Source organism: Nocardia pseudobrasiliensis NBRC 108224, from assembly GCF_001613105.1.
Taxonomy (GTDB): domain Bacteria; phylum Actinomycetota; class Actinomycetes; order Mycobacteriales; family Mycobacteriaceae; genus Nocardia; species Nocardia pseudobrasiliensis.
Genome location: NZ_BDBS01000010.1, coordinates 197,524 through 216,318, shown reverse-complemented (window position 1 = coordinate 216,318; position 18,795 = coordinate 197,524). Strand labels below are relative to the sequence as shown.

Annotated in this window: 20 protein-coding genes; 7 read left to right on the top strand and 13 right to left on the bottom strand. The window is 67.7% G+C overall.

The window, feature by feature from the left end; translation table 11 throughout:
* Positions 1-105 precede the first annotated feature (105 nt).
* The 3 genes from NP4_RS12045 to NP4_RS12035 all read right to left on the bottom strand — a co-directional run bounded on the left by NP4_RS12045 (position 106) and on the right by NP4_RS12035 (position 2,468).
* Positions 106-540 (bottom strand): gamma-glutamylcyclotransferase family protein, encoded by a 435-nt coding sequence (locus NP4_RS12045; protein WP_067996852.1) that lies wholly within the window; start codon positions 538-540, stop codon positions 106-108.
* A 181-nt stretch (positions 541-721) separates the two neighbouring features.
* Positions 722-1,516: an MBL fold metallo-hydrolase gene (locus NP4_RS12040; RefSeq protein ID WP_067996535.1), complete on the bottom strand. Its 795-nt coding sequence runs from the start codon at positions 1,514-1,516 to the stop codon at positions 722-724.
* A gap of 31 nt (positions 1,517-1,547) precedes the next feature.
* Positions 1,548-2,468: a hydrogen peroxide-inducible genes activator gene (locus NP4_RS12035; protein ID WP_067996532.1), complete on the bottom strand. Its 921-nt coding sequence runs from the start codon at positions 2,466-2,468 to the stop codon at positions 1,548-1,550.
* A 105-nt stretch (positions 2,469-2,573) separates the two neighbouring features.
* Between NP4_RS12035 and NP4_RS12030 the strand changes: the two genes are divergently transcribed.
* The 3 genes from NP4_RS12030 to NP4_RS12020 all read left to right on the top strand — a co-directional run bounded on the left by NP4_RS12030 (position 2,574) and on the right by NP4_RS12020 (position 4,562).
* Complete coding sequence (locus NP4_RS12030) at positions 2,574-3,161, top strand: peroxiredoxin (protein ID WP_062504858.1); 588 nt, start codon at positions 2,574-2,576, stop codon at positions 3,159-3,161.
* Positions 3,162-3,177: 16 nt separating this feature from the next.
* The gene (gene ahpD / locus NP4_RS12025) at positions 3,178-3,717 is read left to right on the top strand and encodes an alkylhydroperoxidase, AhpD family (RefSeq protein WP_067996529.1); all 540 of its coding nucleotides are present in this window, start codon (positions 3,178-3,180) and stop codon (positions 3,715-3,717) included.
* Between the two features lie 149 nt (positions 3,718-3,866).
* Positions 3,867-4,562: a PhzF family phenazine biosynthesis protein gene (locus tag NP4_RS12020; protein WP_067996525.1), complete on the top strand. Its 696-nt coding sequence runs from the start codon at positions 3,867-3,869 to the stop codon at positions 4,560-4,562.
* On the opposite strand, the gene NP4_RS12015 is transcribed toward NP4_RS12020, so the two are convergent.
* Positions 4,544-4,987, bottom strand: coding sequence for a nuclear transport factor 2 family protein (locus NP4_RS12015; RefSeq protein WP_067996522.1), 444 nt, complete (start codon positions 4,985-4,987; stop codon positions 4,544-4,546). The two genes, NP4_RS12020 and NP4_RS12015, sit on opposite strands and share 19 nt — an antisense overlap.
* Positions 4,988-5,120: 133 nt before the next feature.
* On the opposite strand from NP4_RS12015, the gene NP4_RS12010 reads away from it, so the two are divergent.
* Complete coding sequence (locus NP4_RS12010; RefSeq protein ID WP_067996521.1) at positions 5,121-6,065, top strand: GlxA family transcriptional regulator; 945 nt, start codon at positions 5,121-5,123, stop codon at positions 6,063-6,065.
* A gap of 7 nt (positions 6,066-6,072) precedes the next feature.
* Here the strand turns inward: NP4_RS12010 and NP4_RS12005 are convergent, their stop codons facing one another.
* On the bottom strand, positions 6,073-6,660 hold the full coding sequence (locus NP4_RS12005; protein ID WP_067996517.1) for a DUF5134 domain-containing protein: 588 nt from the start codon (positions 6,658-6,660) through the stop codon (positions 6,073-6,075).
* 129 nt (positions 6,661-6,789) lie between these two features.
* Here NP4_RS12005 and NP4_RS12000 point away from each other — a divergent pair, with 129 nt between their 5' ends.
* Complete coding sequence (locus NP4_RS12000) at positions 6,790-7,245, top strand: GNAT family N-acetyltransferase (protein WP_067996514.1); 456 nt, start codon at positions 6,790-6,792, stop codon at positions 7,243-7,245.
* A gap of 44 nt (positions 7,246-7,289) precedes the next feature.
* On the opposite strand, the gene NP4_RS11995 is transcribed toward NP4_RS12000, so the two are convergent.
* The 3 genes from NP4_RS11995 to NP4_RS40890 all read right to left on the bottom strand — a co-directional run bounded on the left by NP4_RS11995 (position 7,290) and on the right by NP4_RS40890 (position 9,581).
* The gene (locus tag NP4_RS11995; RefSeq protein WP_067996511.1) at positions 7,290-8,513 is read right to left on the bottom strand and encodes an aminotransferase family protein; all 1,224 of its coding nucleotides are present in this window, start codon (positions 8,511-8,513) and stop codon (positions 7,290-7,292) included.
* A 180-nt stretch (positions 8,514-8,693) separates the two neighbouring features.
* Entirely contained in the window at positions 8,694-9,344 is a 651-nt protein-coding gene (locus NP4_RS11990; RefSeq protein WP_245998006.1) for a Pr6Pr family membrane protein, read from the bottom strand.
* A gap of 96 nt (positions 9,345-9,440) precedes the next feature.
* Entirely contained in the window at positions 9,441-9,581 is a 141-nt protein-coding gene (locus tag NP4_RS40890; protein ID WP_156524909.1) for a hypothetical protein, read from the bottom strand.
* Positions 9,582-9,675: 94 nt separating this feature from the next.
* On the opposite strand from NP4_RS40890, the gene hrpA reads away from it, so the two are divergent.
* Entirely contained in the window at positions 9,676-13,950 is a 4,275-nt protein-coding gene (gene hrpA / locus NP4_RS11985; protein WP_067996502.1) for an ATP-dependent RNA helicase HrpA, read from the top strand.
* 10 nt (positions 13,951-13,960) lie between these two features.
* On the opposite strand, the gene NP4_RS11980 is transcribed toward hrpA, so the two are convergent.
* From NP4_RS11980 to NP4_RS11965, 4 genes are all read right to left on the bottom strand, one after another.
* A complete protein-coding gene (locus NP4_RS11980) occupies positions 13,961-14,725 on the bottom strand; it encodes a class I SAM-dependent methyltransferase (RefSeq protein ID WP_067996500.1) in 765 nt (254 codons plus the stop codon).
* A 95-nt stretch (positions 14,726-14,820) separates the two neighbouring features.
* Positions 14,821-15,297, bottom strand: a complete 477-nt coding sequence (gene nrdR, locus NP4_RS11975) for a transcriptional regulator NrdR (protein WP_062502788.1) — start codon at positions 15,295-15,297, stop codon at positions 14,821-14,823.
* A gap of 159 nt (positions 15,298-15,456) precedes the next feature.
* A complete protein-coding gene (locus NP4_RS11970) occupies positions 15,457-16,713 on the bottom strand; it encodes a hypothetical protein (protein ID WP_067996497.1) in 1,257 nt (418 codons plus the stop codon).
* Between the two features lie 130 nt (positions 16,714-16,843).
* The gene (locus NP4_RS11965) at positions 16,844-17,356 is read right to left on the bottom strand and encodes a LysM peptidoglycan-binding domain-containing protein (RefSeq protein WP_147287982.1); all 513 of its coding nucleotides are present in this window, start codon (positions 17,354-17,356) and stop codon (positions 16,844-16,846) included.
* Positions 17,357-17,679: 323 nt separating this feature from the next.
* Here NP4_RS11965 and lexA point away from each other — a divergent pair, with 323 nt between their 5' ends.
* Positions 17,680-18,396 carry a transcriptional repressor LexA gene (lexA, locus tag NP4_RS11960; protein WP_067996849.1) on the top strand — a complete coding sequence of 239 codons (717 nt, stop codon included), beginning with the start codon at positions 17,680-17,682 and terminating at the stop codon, positions 18,394-18,396.
* Between the two features lie 7 nt (positions 18,397-18,403).
* On the opposite strand, the gene NP4_RS11955 is transcribed toward lexA, so the two are convergent.
* Positions 18,404-18,754: a hypothetical protein gene (locus NP4_RS11955; RefSeq protein WP_067996492.1), complete on the bottom strand. Its 351-nt coding sequence runs from the start codon at positions 18,752-18,754 to the stop codon at positions 18,404-18,406.
* Between the last annotated feature and the right edge of the window lie 41 nt (positions 18,755-18,795).

Below are 18,795 nucleotides of genomic sequence, written 5' to 3'. Positions count from 1 at the left end.
GTGTGCGCAATTCATCACGGGCAAAGTGGGCAGATGTTGTGCAGAGTGTGACCCGGGACACGATCTTGTCGATACCGCGTAGAATCGCTCGCGCTGTGGTCCGGGCTACTGTCCGGCGTCGCGGGCGGTCTCCCGCCGCCACCGCGCGCAGCGCTGGGCGTAGCGCTCGAGGTGATCGGTCGCGAATGTCTCGGCCACCCAGTCGTTCCGGGTGACCTCCGCGGTCCAGACATAGGTCGGCACCGGATCCGGGTGGCCGATCACCTCGATGGTGCGCAGTTCGTACTCGTCGTCCTCGAACGCGTCGATGATGTGCCATTCCGCCGGGGTGAGCCCGTCGAGGACCAGGCCCGCGGCCATGCGGCCGGGCTCGGGCACCAGTCCGGGATACAACCGGCCCGCGAGCGTGGCCGCGCGCCAATCCCGCGCGACGGCCACCGCGTAATCCGGTGTGCGACCGATCAATTCGTCGAGCACCGGCGCGAACTGCAGGGTGCCATAGACGAACAGCCGCCCGCCGACCCCCTCGAACCTGGTCATGCCGTTCGCCATGAGATTGCCAGCGGGTAGGTAGAAGATCTGATCGCGCGCATCCTTTCCATGGAACCACTCTGCCCAAATCGTCCGGAAAGGCCGAAGCGAGAGCGCGTGACCTCGATCACGGACATAGCGACAGGGAATGATAGCGCGCTCACAACTGATGCTGATCAGTTGCTGAGACTTATCGAGCGGGCCTCGCGGTCGCACCCGAGAGGCGGGCGAAGGCCTTGGGGTCGTGCGAGCAGAAGATCGTGATCTCGCCGCCGTGCTCGCGATTGAGCTCGGTCAATCGGCGCTGATTGTCCCGATAGGTCGCCATCGAGATGGCTCCGAACTCGTAGAGTCTTCCCATCCACGAGGTATTGGTTCCGGCCGGATCGATCTCGCTGTCCAGGTAGAAGGAGTCACCGGCGTGCAGCAGCCATCCCGAACCGGTGTCGACCGCCACGCCGCTGTGGCCGCGGGTGTGGCCGGGCAGCGGAATCACCAGAATCTCCGGCGGCAATCCCTCCAGATCGCGCACCGCGCGGAAGCCGAACCACGGCTCACCGCCGTCGAATTCGTTCACCATCCAGCGCGGGCCGTGCGCCCATTCGACGGCGCGGTAGCGCATCCGCTCCCCCATGGTGCGACCCGCGGTCGCCGCGCGGAACTCCGGACCGTGCACGTGGACCAGCGCGTCGGGGAAGTCCGACAGCCCACCGGCGTGGTCGAAATCCAGATGAGTGAGCACGATGTGGCGCACATCGGCCGGGTCGTAACCGAGGGCCTGGATTTGGCGGATCGCGGTCTCGTGTTCGGCGGGCTTGGCGCCGAACACGAAGCGGCTCGGTCCGAGCAATCGCCCGGGATCACGCACGCAGTCGAGCCCGAAACCCGTATCTACCAGCACCAGTCCGGCTCTGGTCTCGATGAGCAGGCAGTGGGCGACCGTACCGCGAGCCATACTGCCGCAGTTGAGGTGATGAATCCGCACGGCCCGAGCGTCCCAGACCCTCACCAAACGGTCAATCGCGCTGGTCGCGAACCCGAGCGGCCCGGATGATCTCGGCCAGATGCTCGTAGTCCTCCACCCGCGCGGTCGAACCTCGAAACACCAGGCCCAGCGTCCGCCCGGGCGCGGGCGCGGCGAAGCGCGCGATATCCAGCGTGCCGCGGGCGGTTTCGGCGGCCACGGCCATCTCAGGAATGAGCGTCACGCCCAGACCGCCCGCGACGCACTGCACCACGGTCGCGAGCGAGGCCGCACGGGTGTCGCCGACCGGTCCGGGTCGCACATCGCGCGCCCGGCACAGCTCCAGCGTCTGATCACGCAGGCAGTGTCCCTCGTCCAACAGCAGCAGCGGCAACCGGTCCAGCGCCTCGGGGGAAACGTCGGCCCGCCCGGCCAATTCGTGTCCGCGCGGGGTGACCAGCACGAACTCCTCGGTGTAGAGCGGTATCTCGATCAGGCCGGTCGTCTCGGTGGGCACCGCGAGCAGGGCCACATCGAGGACGCCGGTGCGCAGCCCGTCCAGCAGTCGCGCGGTCTGATCCTCGATGATATGCGGCACCAGTGTGGGCAGCAGCCTGCGCAATTCGGGCAGCAGATCCGGCAGCACGTAGGGTGCGACGGTCGGGATGATGCCCAGTCGCAGCGTGCCGCCCAGCCCGTTCCCGGCGGCCGAGGCGACGAAACGGTCGGCCGCCTCGAGGGTCGCCATCGCCTGGGGCAGCAGTCTTTTGCCCGCGGCGGTCACCAGGACCCTGCGGGTGCTGCGCTCGATCAGTTGGAGTCCCAGTCCGTTTTCCAGTGATGCCAGGGCCTGCGATAGCGTTGGTTGGCTCACATTCAGCCTGGCGGCCGCGGTGCCGAAATGCCGATATTCGGCGATCGCCACGAACGCACGCAGCTGTGACAGGGTGGGCTGATAAGTCTGATCAGTCACGCCTATCAGTATAGTGCGACTGATCACCTTTACCTTTCACTGCAGGTTGGGCAAGATCACAGCGAACACTTCGCACGGCAATCCCGACAACGAAGAGGAGCAAGCATGGCCCTGCTGACCATCGGCGACCAGTTCCCCGCCTACAACCTGACCGCGGTTATCGGCGGCGACCTGTCCAAGGTGAATGCTCAGCAGCCCGACGACTACTTCACGCAGATCTCGAGCGACGACTACGCGGGTAAGTGGCGAATCGTGTTCTTCTGGCCGAAGGATTTCACCTTCGTGTGCCCGACCGAGATCGCCGCGTTCGGCAAGCTGAACGACGAGTTCGCCGACCGTGACGCCCAGGTCCTGGGTGCGTCCGTCGACAACGAGTTCGTGCACTTCCAGTGGCGGGCTCAGCACGAGGATCTGAAGACCCTGCCCTTCCCGATGCTGTCGGACCTCAAGCGCGAACTGGCCGCGGCCACCGGCGTTCTCAACGCCGACGGCGTCGCCGACCGCGCGACCTTCATCATCGACCCGAACAACGAGATCCAGTTCGTGTCGGTGACCGCCGGTTCGGTCGGCCGCAATGTCGACGAGGTGCTGCGCGTGCTGGACGCGCTGCAGTCCGACGAGCTGTGCGCCTGCAACTGGAAGAAGGGCGATCCGACCATCAACGCCGGTGAGCTGCTCGCCGCCAGCGTCTGATTCGAGGAGTCACCAAGTGTCCGTAGAGAACCTCAAGAACTCGCTTCCCGAATACGCCAAGGACCTCAAGCTCAACCTGTCGTCCATCGCGCGGTCGACCGTGCTGAACGAACAGCAGCTGTGGGGCACCCTGCTCGCGTCGGCGGCGGCCACCCGTTCGGCCAGCACACTGCGCGAGATCGCCGAGGAGGCGGCCGACATCCTGTCGGCCGAGGCCTACAACGCCGCCCTCGGCGCCGCTTCGATCATGGGCATGAACAACGTGTTCTATCGGGGCAAGGCGTTCCTCGGCGGCCGCTACGACGACCTGCGGGCCGGACTGCGCATGCAGATCATCGGCAACCCGGGCGTGGACAAGGCCGATTTCGAGCTGTGGTCGTTCGCGGCGTCCTCGATCAACGGCTGTCAGCACTGCCTCGAGGCGCACGAGCACACGCTGCGCGAGGCCGGTGTCTCGCGTGAGGTGATCTTCGAGGCGCTGCGCGTGGCCGCGATCGTCGCCGGCGTCGGCCAGGCCGTCCAGGCCACCGAATCCCTCGCGGCGGCCAACGTCTGATTCGACCGAATTGCCCTGTCCCGGAAAAGCGTCGGGACAGGGCAATTTTGGTTTGCGGGACATGACAATGTTGGATTTGCCGCACGTTGTTTCGCGGCACGCTTTTCGCCGAGGCCCTCTCTCGATACCCAGCGGTACGCTTGTTCACCATGGGCGCAGTCGAAAGCGACAGCACGCAGGTCGAGGTGGTTCGCGTCTTCACCGATGCGGCCGGACGGTTCGGTAATCCGCTGGGGATCGCGCGGGCGGACGAGGTCGTCGGCGTCGATCACCAGGCCCTGGCCGCTCGGGCCGGGTACAGCGAGACCGTGGTGGTGGACGAGCCCGCCGACGGGCGCACCCGGATGCGGATCTACACCCCGACCGTCGAATTGCCCTTCGCCGGACATCCCTCGGTCGGCGCGGGGTGGTGGCTCGCGCATATCGCGCGGCCGGTCAAGGTCATCGACGTGCCCGCCGGGCCGGTCGAGGTCGAGGCGCTGGACAACGGGCTGACCTGGATTCGGGCCCGCGCCGAGTGGACGCCGAGCTTCGCCTTCGACCAGTTCGAATCCCTCGACGATCTGCTCACCCTGCAGCCCGCGGATTTCGCCGCGGGCCAGCACTACGCGTGGGCCTGGGTGGATCAGCATCGCGGTGCCATCCGCTCGCGAATGTTCGCGCCCGCCATGGGGATCGCCGAGGACGAGGCCACCGGCGCCGCGGCGGTCGCCATCACCGCGCTGCTGCGCCGCGGACTGATCATCACCCAGGGCCGCGGCTCACAGCTGTTCACCGAATGGGACTCCGACGGCTGGGTCCGCCTCGGCGGCCGAGTGGTGCCGGACTATCCGGTCATCGTCTGAGCCCGCATGGTTGCCAGGGGATTGTGGTAGCTGACGAAATCCGCGATCTTGCCCTCGCGCATTCGGATCAGCACGACCATGTGGTCGCGGTAGGACCCGCCGCTGTCCCACAGATCGTCGGCCGCGTCGACCTCCACCAGCCAGCGCCCCGGATCCAGGAACGGACGCATCGAGGTGACCGCGAGGGCATGGCGGCCGTGCATACCCAGGGTCGCGAAGGCCGCGCGAATCTCCTCGTGCCCGATCAGCTCTCGCGGGAAGCCCGGCGGCTGCCACGGCAGCAGAATTCGCGCGTCGTCGGTCATCGTCGCGAGGTAGCCGTCCAGATCGCGCGCCGATTGACACTCGAAATTTGCCAGGACGGTCATACGCTCGTGTCGACGCCGCGCGTCCAGCCCGGCCCGATCGGATTCGGTGGTCATCATGTGCTGCTCCCTCTCCGGAACCTCTCGCCTACCAAGAGTTAACTGAATGTGAGCTAGACCTCTTTCTCATAGTTATTCACAGCAAACGATCTGCGCAACAGCAGGGCTGTCATTCTTTCGTTAGGATCGCGACATGCACATCGTTGCGGCGGTGGTTCCGGATCGGGTCGAGATCTACGACCTGATCATCGGTTGCCATGTCTTTGCCACAACGGTCATACCGGACGTGGGCTATGGCTATGACGTGCGCGTCTGCGGCGACGAGCCGACCACCGCCATGTCCTTCGGCCAGCAGATGTTCGATATGCGGGCCCGCTGGCCGATGAGCGAGATCGAAAACGCCGACACCGTCCTGATTCCGGGCTTCCAGCCGCCGTGGGAGGTGCCGCCGGAGTTGGCCCAGGCGATCCGGCGGGCCGCGGGGGCCGGTGCGCGGATCGCGTCGGTGTGCACCGGTGCGTTCGTCGTGGCCGAGGCGGGACTGCTGGACGGCCAGCGGGCGACCACGCACTGGATGAACTGCGACGCGCTGGCGCGCCGGTTCCCGAATGTCCAGGTCGATCCGGACGTGCTGTTCGTCGACAACGGTTCGGTGCTCACCTCGGCGGGTTATTCGGCCGGTCTGGACATGTGCCTGCACATGGTGCGCAACGACTACGGCGCGCAGGTGGCCGCCGATACCGCCCGCACGATCGTGATGCCGCTGCAGCGCGACGGCGGTCAGGCCCAATTCATCACCCACACCGGCGATCCCGGCGAGCGCACCGCATTGCAGCCGGTGCTGGAGTGGATCGAACATCACCTGGACAAGCCGCTGAGTCAGACCGATATCGCCCGCGCGGCCGGGGTTTCGGTGCGCACGCTGCAACGCCACTTCCAGGAGCAGTTGGGCACCACCGCGCTGCAGTGGCTGTTGCGCACGCGGATCGATCGCGCCCGGCAGTTGTTGGAGACCACCGACCTGTCCATCGAGCAGATCGCCGATCAGTGTGGATTCGGATCGGCGGTCACGCTGCGGCATCACTTCGGCCGCAAGATCGGCGTGGCGCCGCTGGCCTACCGCAAGGCTTTTCGCTGAGACGGGTTCAGCGCAGCGCGGCGATCATCATGTAGGCGGTGCCGAGGTCCATCACCACATGCGGCAGCCTGGCGATCGGGCCGGTGGATCCCGACGGATGCACCAGGGTGTGCCACAGCGACAGTTTCGCGGGCAGCAGCGTCAGCACCGCGTCGACCACGAACAGCGTGGCCAGCACCGGCAGGATCGGGCCCTGTCGGCCGCCGTCCATATGCCCCGACATGGCGTAGAGCATGGCGGCGGCGGCCACCAGGTGATAGGCGATCGCCACACCCGGTCCAGCGGCGGCTCCGGTGCGCCACTGGATGATTCGGCCCAGCAACAGTAGGCCGTAGACCACCACCATGGCGGTCAGCACCCCGTCGAGGGCGTGCGAACCGGCCGCGACCGGGAAGACCAGCATCACGCCCATCACCAGGCACATGAGCAGATGCGCGGCATCGGATTCGAGATCCACCGCGCGCGAAAAACGCTGTCCCCCTTCACCTCCGGCCGTTCCCACGGCGACCCGCCCCGCCACGATCACCCCGGCCACCGCGAACGCGATCACCGCCGCCCACCGCAACGCCCCGTACTCCAGCACGAATCCGGCCACGCCAGACCACCTTTCCCGCGCTGCCCCTTCGTCGCCCTCTCTCCATGCTCGCACTCGATCGAGGTAAGGGCACCCTGTTCTGCGGATTCGGATACCTGCCAACCGACCAGTTCAGAGTTATGGTGTGCCATGCGAATCGTGGTGGACGATGTGACCGGAGCCGAGCTGATCGATCTGCTCGGCGGCCATCTGGCCGATATGTACGAGCACTCCCCCGAGGACAGTGTGCACGCCCTGGACCTCGACGGTCTGCGCAAGCCGGAGGTCACCCTCTGGACGATCTGGGACGAGAACACCCTCGCCGGTTGCGGCGCGCTGAAGGAACTCGACCCCACCCACGGCGAGATCAAATCCATGCGCACCGCTCCCGTCGTGCGCCGCCGCGGCGTGGGCGCGCTGATGCTCGGACACATCCTCGCCGAGGCCCGTACCCGCGGCTACGACCGCGTGAGCCTGGAAACCGGTACGGCGGAATTCTTCTCACCCGCGCGCCGCCTCTACGAACGCCACGGTTTCCGACCCTGTCCACCGTTCGCCGACTATGCGGAGGACCCGCACAGCATCTTCATGACGCTGGCGCTGTAACCGCCTCGGGCCGATGCGGCCCGCTGCCGGGTCGGCGCGAACGCTCAGCCCAGGGCGCGGGCGAAGGCTGCGGCCATATCGGCCACCTGCTGTTCGGTGATGACGAAGGTCGGGGAGATCTGCAACGCGCCCTGGCCCGCGGCGCGGCCCGAAACACCCTGAGCGCGAAGGGCCTTCACCAAAGCGGGCCCCTCGGCGGGTTCGGCCAGTTGAACCGCGGCGACCGCGCCAAGACCGCTGCGGATCTCGGCGACGCGCGGGTGGGCTGCCAGGGGCGCGAAGTGTTCGTGCAGCAGGGATTCGAGGTTCTTGCTGGCGTCGAGTAGGCCCTCGCGCTCGATGATGTCGAGGTTGGCCATGGCCGCGGCGGCCGAACCGGCGTGGCCGCCGTAGGTGTAGCCGTGGCGGAACCAGACGCCGCCGGAGTAGAACGGCTCGGCCACCCGCGGGGCGATGAAGACCGCGCCCATCGGCAGATAGCCGGAGGTGAGGCCCTTGGCGGTGGTCATGAGGTCGGGCTCGAGGCCGAAACGCGTGGAGGCGAACCAGGATCCGCCGATGCGGCCGAAGCCGGTGACCACCTCGTCGGCGACGAACAGGATGTCGTTGTCGCGGCACAGACCGCGCACCTCGGCCAGATAACCCTCCGGCGGCAGGTAGATCCCGCCCGCGCCGATGATCGGCTCGCAGAAGAAGGCCGCGATGCTGTCGGCGCCGACCTCATCGATCAGCGCCCGCAGCGCCTGGGCGTCGTTCCATTCGATCGTGCGAGCATCGGGCATGAGCTCGCCGTAGCCCTCGCGGTTGGGCGCGATACCGCCCAGCGCGGTACCGGCCACATGCATGCCGTGATAGGCCAGGCGACGCCCGACGATCAGCTTCTTGTCCGGACGACCGAGCTCGTGCCAGTAGCGACGGGCCAATTTGGCGGCGGTGTCCACCGAATCGGAACCACCCGAGGTGAACATGACCTTGCTGCCCGGCACCGGGGCCAGTTCGGCCAGCCGCTCGGCGAGCGCCTGGGTGACCGGCGCGGTCAGATCGCCGAAGTTGCTGTAGTGGGCCAGCGTCGACAGCTGCGCCGCGACCGCGTCGGCGATCTCGCGGCGACCGTGCCCGACATTGGTGAACCACAGTCCACCCGTGGCGTCGAGGTAGCGATTGTCCTCGCTGTCCCAGATGTAGGCGCCCTCACCTCGAGCCACCACGAACGCCCCGTCACGCTCCACCGCACCCATATCGGCGAATCCATGCCACAGCGCACCCATATCCCGGCTCCTCTCACCCAACCCGGCCGCCACCGGCCCCGCACCACATTACCCGCGAGTACGAAACAACCCGCACGGGAGCGGACGGGCAGAGCCCGACGACCGGCGCCGGGCCGAATCCGCGGATTGTTCGACGGCCACGGGCGGCTGCTCGGACACCTGGACGGCGGCCGCGCGCTATTACTCCGAGGCCCGATGAGCGCCGCGCAATGTGCCCAGACCCGCGATCGCGGCGGCCAGGAAGGCGAACACGACCGCGAGGATGACCAGGCCGATGAACAGCGAGGCATAACCCTGGGTGCGCGGGTCGAGGAACGGATACGGATACCAATGGACCATCGCCCCGCGAATCAGGCTGTACACCCCGTACACCGCGGGATAGATCAACCAACTCGCGACCAGCCGCATCGAAATGCCCAGCCGCGCCGGAACCAGCAGCCAGTCGGCTACCAGCACGATCGGCAGCACGCGATGCAGAACGTCGTTGATCCAGCGGTCCTGCAGCATCACATCGATATTGGCCAGCAGCACCGCGTACACCACGCCGGTGATGAGCAGATACAGCGCCGCCGCGCCGCGCAGGGTCTGCCAGCGGCGGCCGGTCGGGTCGAGCAGGCCGCCCGCCACCAGGACGAGGACGCCGAAGATATTGGATTCGATGGTGAAGTAGCTGAGGTAGTTACCCAGCGAGAAGCCGTCGACGCCGAGATTGCGCAGCGGGATCCAGAGCAGCGCAACAATTCCCAGCACACCGAATCCGAACCGCACCGCCCGCACCCACAGCGCCGTCCCCGCACCGGTGATCATGGGGTCGATCTTGGCATATGTCATCGCATTCGCAGTGGTAGGGAAACCGCGGGCACGCCCGTGTCCGGCGCGGGTCGCGGGCGGCTCGCGCTGCGTCGAGGCGGTCTCAGCTGTTCGGGGTCACGATCGCCCGGGCAGGGCGGAGCTCGCCGCCGCGCCCAGCGCACGGATCTCGCCCCGGATCAGGGCGGCGATGCCCAGCAGCAACGAAATGAATCGCAGGGCGCGGACCCACATCGGCGTTCCGGAACCAGCGGTCATCCATCGATGGTTACATACCGGACACCCGACTCGGAGCAAGATCGGTAAGGGGTTTGCGCTCCCGCGTCGACGTTTCGCTACGCTGGTCGATGCAATGACCAGGACCGCCGCCACATCTCGCGCGCTGCGCACCCGCCTGGCCGATCTCACGATCCGCGACGAATATCGTCTGCGTCGCCGGCTCGATCGGACTCGCGGGGACACCACCGACCTCGAGGCCGAGATCGCGGCCGCCGAGGGCCGGATCCAGGCCCGCCGCGCGGCCGTACCGCAGATCCGCTACCCCGAACAGCTACCCGTCTCCGCGCGCCGCGACGATATCGCCGCGGCTATCGCCGCCCATCAGGTCGTGGTGATCGCCGGTGAGACCGGTTCGGGTAAGACGACCCAGATTCCGAAGATCTGTCTGGAATTGGGTCGCGGCATCCGCGGCACGATCGGCCACACCCAGCCGCGCCGACTGGCCGCGCGCACGGTCGCCGAGCGCATCGCCGAGGAACTCGGTACCGAACTCGGCGACGTGGTCGGCTATACGGTCCGCTTCACCGATCAGGCCTCCGAACGCACCCTGGTCAAGCTGATGACCGACGGCATCCTGCTCGCGGAGATCCAGCGCGATCGGCTGCTGCGCCGCTACGACACGATCATCGTCGACGAGGCGCACGAGCGCAGTCTCAATATCGACTTTCTGCTCGGCTATCTGAAACAGCTGCTGCCCAAGCGTCCCGATCTGAAGGTGATCATCACCTCCGCGACCATCGATCCGGAGCTGTTCGCCCGCCACTTTGCGGAGCAATCAGATGACCCTAGCGCGGACGAATCCGGTACGCCCGCACCGATTGTCGAGGTATCGGGCCGGTCGTACCCGGTGGAGATGCGCTATCGCCCACTGGCGCTGGAGATTCCGGCCCCCGCCGGCGAGGGCGAGGACGACGAGGATGCCGACCCCCGTGTGGTGGACCGGGATCCGGTCGACGCCATCGGCGACGCGGTGACCGAACTGCTCGCCGAGGGCGACGGCGATGTGCTGGTCTTCCTCTCCGGCGAACGCGAGATCCGCGATGCCGCCGACGCGCTGCGCGATCTGAAACTGCCGCGCACCGAGATCCTTCCGCTCTACGCGCGACTGTCCGCGGCCGAACAGCATCGAGTCTTCCAGTCCCACACCGGCCGTCGTGTGGTGCTGGCCACCAATGTCGCCGAGACCTCGCTGACCGTGCCCGGCATCCGCTACGTCGTGGATCCGGGAACCGCCCGCATCTCCCGCTATTCGATGCGCACCAAGGTCCAGCGCCTGCCGATCGAACCGATTTCCCAGGCCTCGGCCCGGCAGCGCGCCGGCCGCTGCGGCCGCGTCGCCGACGGCATCTGCATCCGCCTGTACTCCGAGGACGACTTCGAGGCCCGTCCGGCCTTCACCGAACCGGAGATCCTGCGCACCAACCTCGCCGCGGTCATCCTCCAGATGACCGCCCTGGGCCTGGGTGATATCGAGAACTTCCCGTTCGTCGAACCACCGGACCGCCGGGCGATCCGCGACGGCATCGCGCTGCTCGAGGAATTGGGCGCGCTGGCCCGTAAGCCGGATTCGAAATCGACCGCGCCCCAATCGGCTTCCGAGTCCACCGACCCAGACGACAGGCCCGGCCGGGAGGACGAGCGCGAGGGTGCGGCGGCCGCGGGCGACCGGACCCGGCACGCGGAGAGCGGCCAGGGAAACAAGCGCGGCGGCGCGGCGACCGACGACGAGGACCGGACCAGCGGCCGTAGCGCGGGCGATCGCTCCGAGGAGGGCCGGAACAGCGCGGACGCGCGGGGACGCGGGAATTCGCGGCGATCCGATGAGGCCGTGGTCGGCGACCTGGCGCTCACCCCCGTCGGCCGGGAGATGGCCCAGATTCCCGTCGATCCGCGCATGGCCCGAATGCTGGTGGAGGCCAACAAGAACGGCTGCCTGCCCGAGGTGCTGGTGGTCGTGGCCGCGTTGTCGATCCAGGATGTGCGGGAGCGGCCCGCGGAATTCCAGCAGCAGGCCGACGCCAAACATGCCCGCTTCACGGTGGAGGGTTCGGACTTCCTGGCCTACCTGCGGCTCTGGGACTATCTGCGGGGCAAGCGTAAGTCGTTGTCGTCCAACCAGTTCCGGCGGATGTGCCGCGACGAGTTCCTGCACTATCTGCGAATTCGGGAGTGGCAGGATCTGCACGGGCAGCTACGGACCATCACCAAGGGTCTGGGCTGGTCCGGTGACGGACAGGTCGCGCCGATGCCCGAGGACACCGACGCGCTGCCGTGGGACGCCACGTCGATCCATCAGTCGCTGCTGGCGGGCATGCTGTCGCATATCGGCGTGCGCGAGGCCGAGAGCCGGGAATTCCTGGGCGCACGCAATGCGAAGTTCATGATCTTCCCCGGTTCCTCGCTGGCCAAGAAGCCGCCGCGCTGGGTGATGGCCGCCGAACTGGTGGAGACCTCGCGACTGTGGGGCCGCATGGCCGCGCGCGTCGAACCGGAATGGGCCGAGCGGCTGGCCGGGGACCTGGTCAAACGCACCTATTCCGAACCCCATTGGTCCGCGCGGCGCGGCGCGGCCATGGCCTACGAGCGGGTCACGCTCTACGGGGTTCCACTGGTCGCCCAGCGCCGCGTCGACTTCGGCCGCATCGATCCGGAGCTCTCGCGTGAACTGTTCCTGCGGCACGCGCTGGTTCAGGGCGAATGGCAAACCCGCCACGAGTTCTTCCATCGCAATCGAGAATTGATCGACGACGTCGCCGATCTGGAGAACCGGGCTCGCCGACGCGACATCCTCGTCGACGATCAGGTGCTGTTCGAATTCTACGATCAGCGTGTGCCCGCCGAGGTCGTCTCGGCCCGGCATTTCGACACCTGGTGGCGTAAGGCCAAGCGCAAAGACCCTGCGCTACTGGACTTCTCGACCGCGACACTGGTCAATTCCGATGCCGCGATACTGGATCCCACGGCCTTCCCGGATCAGTGGCGGCAGGGCGAGCTCACCTTCCCCCTCACCTATCAATTCGAGCCCGGTCAGGCCGACGACGGTGTGACCGTGCACATTCCGATCGCCCAGCTCGCGCACGTGCGCCCGGTCGGCTTCGACTGGCTGGTGCCGGGTATGCGCGAGGAGTTGGCGGCGGCGCTGATCAAGACGCTGCCGAAGCAGTTGCGCCGCACGGTGGTTCCCGCGCCCGACTTCGCCCGCGCCGCCTTGGCGCGACTCACTCCGCGGGCCGAACCGCTGCGGGTCGGCCTTGCCCGCGAACTGTCACAGCTGGGCTCGGTCACCATCGGCACGAACGATCTGGATCCGGCCGCGCTGCCCGATCATCTGCGCATGACCTTCGCGGCCACCACGCCCGACGGCACGATCGTCGATCGCGGCAAGAGCCTCACGGCGCTGCGGACCCGGCTGTCCGACCAGGTGTCGAAATCGGTCGCGCGCGCCACCAAGGCCGCCGAACGGGCCCCGGCCGCGGTGTGGACCTCCGAATCGCTCGGCACACTGGCCCCGACGGTGCGCCGCGAGGTCGGCGGCCAGACCATCACCGGCTATCCGGCGCTGGTTCCCGAGGGCGACGGCGTCGCGGTGCGCGTACTGTCCTCCCCCGGCCAGCAGGCCGCCGCCATGCGCGCGGGCACCCGGGCCCTGGTGCTCAACGAATTGCCCGCCTCGGCACGGTCCGCGACGGCCGGGCTGTCGCCCACCGAACGCCTTGCCCTGAGCCAGAATCCGTACGGCTCGCTGGAGGCGCTGATCGAGGACTGCCGCGCCTGCGCCGCCGACGAGCTGATCGCCGCCAACGGTGGCCCGGTACGCAGTCCCGAGGAGTTCCGCGCACTGGTCGAGCGGATCAGACCGCGCTTCGGCGAGACGGTCATTCGGATCGTGCGGCTGGTGGTGCCGGTCCTGGCCGAGGCCCATCGGGTGCGAACGGCCCTGTCCGACATCCATGATCGCGATATCGCCGACGATGTCGAACATCAGCTCGACGAGCTTGTCTTCGCGGGGTTCATCACCGAATTCGGCAGCGCCCGACTGCGTGAGCTGCCCCGTTATCTGCAGGCGGCCACGGCCCGGTTGCAGGCGCTGCCGGGTTCGGCCACACGCGATCGGCAGGGTATGGCCGAACTGGATCGTGTGCACGCCATCTATCAGCGGCTGCTGGACAGTCTGCCGGAGGCGCGCCGCATCGCACCCGATGTCACCGAAATCTGGTGGATGATCGAGGAATTGCGGGTGAGCCTGTTCGCACAGCAACTCGGCACGCCGTATCCGGTGTCGGCCAAGCGCATCGAGAAGTCGATCGCGGCCGTCCGCGCCGCGCCGGTCAAACGTCCGGGGCGGTAACCGATTCGGGTTATTCGCTGCGGTGCAGGATCGCGAGGTATTCGAACTCCTCGCCCAGTAGCGCGGGCGCTTGCTCCCGCGGCGATGGCGTATCGCCGACCACGATCGCACTCAGCGACAGGCCGGTTCCGTCGAGCAGCAGTTCCAGATCGGCGGGGGTATAGCAGCGTAGCGACTGCTGGATCGGGCGTTCGGGCGCGGTCGACTCCCACCAGGCATCGGTGGCGACGCAGGTGACGGGGTCGAAGCTGATGCGCTGGTGGAGGTCGAATTGGTAGCCCGCCTCGGGGACGGCCGGATGATGTTCCTCGTCACCGTCCCATGCGGCCCAGACGAACGGATTGAACACATCGATGAGCGCGACGCCGTCCGGCTCGAGCCAGGTCGAACCGATCCGCTCGAGGAGTCGACGCTGATCGGCGTCCGAGCCGATGCCGAATCCGTTCCAGTAGCAGACGATATCGAAACGCCCGTCCAGTTCGACCTCGTAGAAATCGGCCCGATGCGTCGTGAGCGCGCCCGGGGTCACATCATCGAACAAACGGCCGAGATAGTCCGCGCGGTCGCTGATCTCCACCGCGGTGACGTCGTAGCCCGCCCGCGCGGTGGCCACCGCCGTGGCGCCGTAACCGGATCCCAGTTCCAGCACGCGACCGGTCCACGGACCGTGTTCGCGAAGCAGCCGGACGCGCCGACGATCCCGATCCGTCACTCGCGCGTCCGCTGGCCCCCACCACATGCCGGTCGTCGAGTAGAACTCCCTCACCCAATCCATCTGCGCAGTCAAGCACAGGTACGGGTGGGGATCCAGGCGAGGTGCGGACCGGTCGGTCCGAAGATCCAGCGCCGGAGCCGAATTCGGCCCGGCGGTTATTCGGCGGTGACGCCGACGGCGTGTTCGGCGCGGTGACGGCGCAATTCGGCGATCTCGCGTTCGAAATCCTCGGCCGAACTGAACGAGCGATAGACCGAGGCGAAGCGTAGATACGCCACCTCGTCCAGATCGCGCAGCGGGCCCAGGATGGCCAGTCCGACCTCGTGACTCGGCACCTCCGGGGAGCCCTTGGCCCGCACCGCATCCTCCACCTGCTGGGCCAGCAGGTTCAGGGCATCGCTGTCGACCTCGCGACCCTGGCAGGCGCGGCTGACCCCGCGGATCACCTTCTCCCGGCTGAACGGTTCGGTGACGCCGCTGCGCTTGACCACCGACAGGATCGCGGTCTCGACGGTCGTGAAGCGTCGCCCACACTGCGGGCAGGCGCGACGGCGCCTGATGGCCGTGCCTTCCTCGGCCTCACGGGAGTCGACCACACGCGAATCCGGGTGGCGACAGTACGGGCAATGCATCCGTTGAGATCCTTCGGCAAGCGGGTGTATGGAGATCTTCCCGGCACAAGCGTATAACGCGCGAACTCGGGTTATACGTCCATAGCACCGTTGAGGATACTCCCGGGCGGGATGGAACTGCCGACCGGCCGGTCGGCCCCATCGGTCTCGCACCCGCTGTCAGGCCGTCAGCTGCCACTCCTTGGTCAGATCGGCGATGAGGTCGGGCACTCGGACCATCAGGCGATTGCGGGCCAGCTGATCGGGGAACGGCACCGACAGCAGCGCCTGCGCGGCGGCCCGATTCGACTGCAGTTCGGAATAGCAGGGCACCAGATCACCGGTGATATAGGTCCAGCGGGTATCGCGGTCGGCCCAGTCGAAGGCGGGCAGCGAGACCCGCAGCACGACCCGGCGGCCGTCGATATCGGCGGCGACGGTGACGGGGGCGAAGTTGCCCGGCGCGCGCACGCCGGGGACGGCCGGTTTACCCGCGACGGTGCTCACATAGGTCAGCACTCGGCCGATGGCGCCGCGACCCCAGGCGGTGGCGTCCCATTGATCGGCGATGATCTGATTCTGTTCGCGGTCGGTCATGCGCAGCAGGGCGTCGCGATATCCGGCCTCGGTGCCCGAGTCGATGGATCGCCATGCGGCAACGGCATTCTCGTCGAGCACCCCGGCCCGATACATCTCCTCGATCGCGGGCAGCCCCTCGGCGGCGTACGCCTCGTGCATGGGCACCTGATCGATGAAGATGTGCCGCTGCATGATCATCAACCGGGTCTGATACCAGGTCAGATCGGCGGCGGTCAGCCGCTGGCCCTCGGTGCCGAGCAGACGCAGATCGGCGGGCAGCAGATCGAGCAGTTGGGCCGGGGTCCGGCGGAGCAGATCGGCGACCGCGCTGCCGAGTTGGTGTACACCGGGCACGCTCACGACCGCGGAGACATCGTCCATATCGAAGAAGCCCGAGGCGAACGAGCCGCCCGCCAATTCGGCCAGACCCGCCCAGTAGAAGTCCGGATGTGTGGTGGCCAGTCGCCGATAGTTGACATACACCTGGGTGAAGGTGCGCGCATTGGCCGCGACACCGTGCGCGGGATCCCACGCGGCCAGGTCGATATCGGCATTACCGGCCGCGACCGCGAGCCAATACTGGTGCAGCAGTGTGGCATAGCGCCGCGGCGCGATACCGTCGGCGCGGGCGTGCTCGACCGCGGCGCGCAGCGTCGAGACATCCAGCGGCAGTGCGGGATTGAGCCCGCCGCCACCGGAACCGTCGCCGTTGACCGACGGCAGATCCAGATAGGCCGCATAACCCGGATCGGCGTATACGACCGGCGCGGCCGTGAACCCGACCATGAAGGTCGCCAGCAGCCCGGCGAGTCCGGCGAACAGACGCGCCGAACGCGCTGAGCGGGTGGGTGCGGTCATGATGCCAAGCCCTCGAGGTCGATCGGCGACGAAGATCGCCTGGGTCACGTGTCGAGCACAGTAGCAACAGGTTGCAGTAGGCGGATGTCGAAATTCGGCCACGCCCGATGGCCGCGCGGCCCTATCGAATTCAGCGGTCGTGCGCGGGCACGATCAGGGTGCGGCCCGTCGCCACCTCGGCGCCGCGCAATCCGTTCAGTTCCACGATCTTGTGCACGGTGTCGCGAACCGGGGCGTCGGGCGCGACCCGCGCGGCCACCTCCGACAGCGATTCACCCGCGCGCACCTGCACGACAGTGGTCGGCCCGGGACCGGTTTCGGCCGAACGCAATTGGGATACGCCGACCAGACCGCAGACGACCACCGCACTGACCAGCGCGGTGACCGCCAGGGTCGCGAAACCGATGCGAGCCCGTTCCACTCGCTCGCTGGGATGTGGTCCGCGATCGCGCTCCCCCGCCACGGCCCGCACGCGCATGCGCTCGTAGCGCACGACGGCGGCCGCGGGCCGGGCGCCGCGGGGGCGGCGGTTGCCCAGCCCGGCACAGGCCGGAGCCACGGCGGGCGACCGGCGGACACGCGGCACCGAATCGAAGCCGAGATCGGTATCGGCGGAGACGAATTCGCTGATCGGGGTGCGCATCGGACAGACCTCCAGGAGACGAGTGGGCGGGACTGTGTGTGGTTGATCCGGTGAGCCGAAAATCGCTGTTTCGATCATGTGTTCGAAGAACTGGTGTTCGATTTTTACCACGCGGCACCGACAAAGTCACGGCTTTGCGAGACATGCGTCGAACAGATGTTTGAAACCTGGTCGCGGGCGGGCTACTGTCGAGACACGCAATCCGGTGAGACCACAGACGAGCACCCCGCGGGCGTCGCCCGCGCGGCGCGAGGAGGACCGAACACCCCCATGAACGGAGGACGGCGACCGTGAACGAACGAACGGTGGGCGGACACGACGACCTGGCCGACCCTGTCACCGAATCCGACGGTGTCGAATCCCCCGCTGCCGGTGCGGATCTCACCGCCCGACAGCGCAAGGTGCTCGAGGTCATCCGCAGCTCGGTGAGCGAACGCGGCTATCCGCCCAGCATCCGCGAGATCGGCGATGCGGTCGGCCTGACCTCCACCTCCTCGGTCGCCCATCAGCTGCGCGCGCTCGAGCGCAAGGGCTATCTGCGCCGCGACCCGAACCGCCCGCGCGCGGTCGACGTGCGCGGCCTGGACGAGACGGCGGTGCGCGCGGTCGCGCCGGTCACCAGCCTGCGCGCGGTCGATTCCGGGGACGACTCCGGCGATCAGCCGATTCCCACCTATGTGCCGGTGCTGGGCCGGATCGCCGCCGGTGGTCCGATCCTGGCCGAGCAGGCCGTGGAGGATGTGTTCCCGCTGCCGCGCGAATTGGTCGGCGAGGGTTCGCTGTTCCTGCTCAAGGTCGTCGGTCAGTCGATGATCGATGCGGCCATCTGCGACGGCGACTGGGTGGTCGTGCGTCAGCAGAACGTCGCCGAGAACGGCGATATCGTCGCGGCGATGATCGAGGGCGAGGCGACGGTGAAGACATTCAAGCGCACGGGTTCCGATGTCTGGCTGCTGCCGCACAACCCGCTGTTCGAACCGATTCCGGGTAACGACGCGCAGGTCCTCGGCAAGGTCGTCACGGTTATCCGCAAGATCTGAGACGGCCTCAGGCCGTGAACACTTCGGTGCCGCGGCCGACCAGGTGCGTGGTGGCGTCGCCGCGCTTGCGGTTCTCGCAGATGACGCGCACCACGTGCCGGCCGCCTGCCACCGGCCCGGAATCCAGCACGACCTCACCCGCGGCGTTCACCGCCGCCCACGGGCCGCTGATGTGCCGGGCCGCGATTTGGCAGTGATAGCCGGGTTTTTCACCGAAGACGTGCGCGGCGATGGTGGCCCCGGCACTGTAGGTGACCCATGGAGTCGCCTGGGCCGGCCCGGCGGCAGCGGTCAGCAGCCCGGCCGTCGCGCCGAAGATCAGGCCGACGCGCAGTACGAGCGGACGCTGAGAAGTCATCCGCCTATCGTGCCCCCGCAACCGTGAGGATTGTGTGAATC

Bases quoted from the DNA above. Each gene is read 5' to 3' on its own strand.
- NP4_RS11995 (WP_067996511.1), bottom strand. From the start codon at position 8,513: ATGGGTGCGCTGTGGCATGGATTCGCCGATATGGGTGCGGTGGAGCGT.
- NP4_RS11965 (WP_147287982.1), bottom strand. From the start codon at position 17,356: ATGCGCACCCCGATCAGCGAATTCGTCTCCGCCGATACCGATCTCGGC.
- NP4_RS12015 (WP_067996522.1), bottom strand. From the start codon at position 4,987: ATGATGACCACCGAATCCGATCGGGCCGGGCTGGACGCGCGGCGTCGA.
- NP4_RS12020 (WP_067996525.1), top strand. From the start codon at position 3,867: ATGGGCGCAGTCGAAAGCGACAGCACGCAGGTCGAGGTGGTTCGCGTC.
- NP4_RS11990 (WP_245998006.1), bottom strand. From the start codon at position 9,344: ATGACATATGCCAAGATCGACCCCATGATCACCGGTGCGGGGACGGCG.
- hrpA (WP_067996502.1), top strand. From the start codon at position 9,676: ATGACCAGGACCGCCGCCACATCTCGCGCGCTGCGCACCCGCCTGGCC.
- NP4_RS11980 (WP_067996500.1), bottom strand. From the start codon at position 14,725: ATGGATTGGGTGAGGGAGTTCTACTCGACGACCGGCATGTGGTGGGGG.
- NP4_RS12030 (WP_062504858.1), top strand. From the start codon at position 2,574: ATGGCCCTGCTGACCATCGGCGACCAGTTCCCCGCCTACAACCTGACC.
- NP4_RS12000 (WP_067996514.1), top strand. From the start codon at position 6,790: ATGCGAATCGTGGTGGACGATGTGACCGGAGCCGAGCTGATCGATCTG.
- NP4_RS11970 (WP_067996497.1), bottom strand. From the start codon at position 16,713: ATGACCGCACCCACCCGCTCAGCGCGTTCGGCGCGTCTGTTCGCCGGA.
- NP4_RS12010 (WP_067996521.1), top strand. From the start codon at position 5,121: ATGCACATCGTTGCGGCGGTGGTTCCGGATCGGGTCGAGATCTACGAC.
- NP4_RS12045 (WP_067996852.1), bottom strand. From the start codon at position 540: ATGACCAGGTTCGAGGGGGTCGGCGGGCGGCTGTTCGTCTATGGCACC.
- NP4_RS40890 (WP_156524909.1), bottom strand. From the start codon at position 9,581: ATGACCGCTGGTTCCGGAACGCCGATGTGGGTCCGCGCCCTGCGATTC.
- nrdR (WP_062502788.1), bottom strand. From the start codon at position 15,297: ATGCATTGCCCGTACTGTCGCCACCCGGATTCGCGTGTGGTCGACTCC.
- NP4_RS11955 (WP_067996492.1), bottom strand. From the start codon at position 18,754: ATGACTTCTCAGCGTCCGCTCGTACTGCGCGTCGGCCTGATCTTCGGC.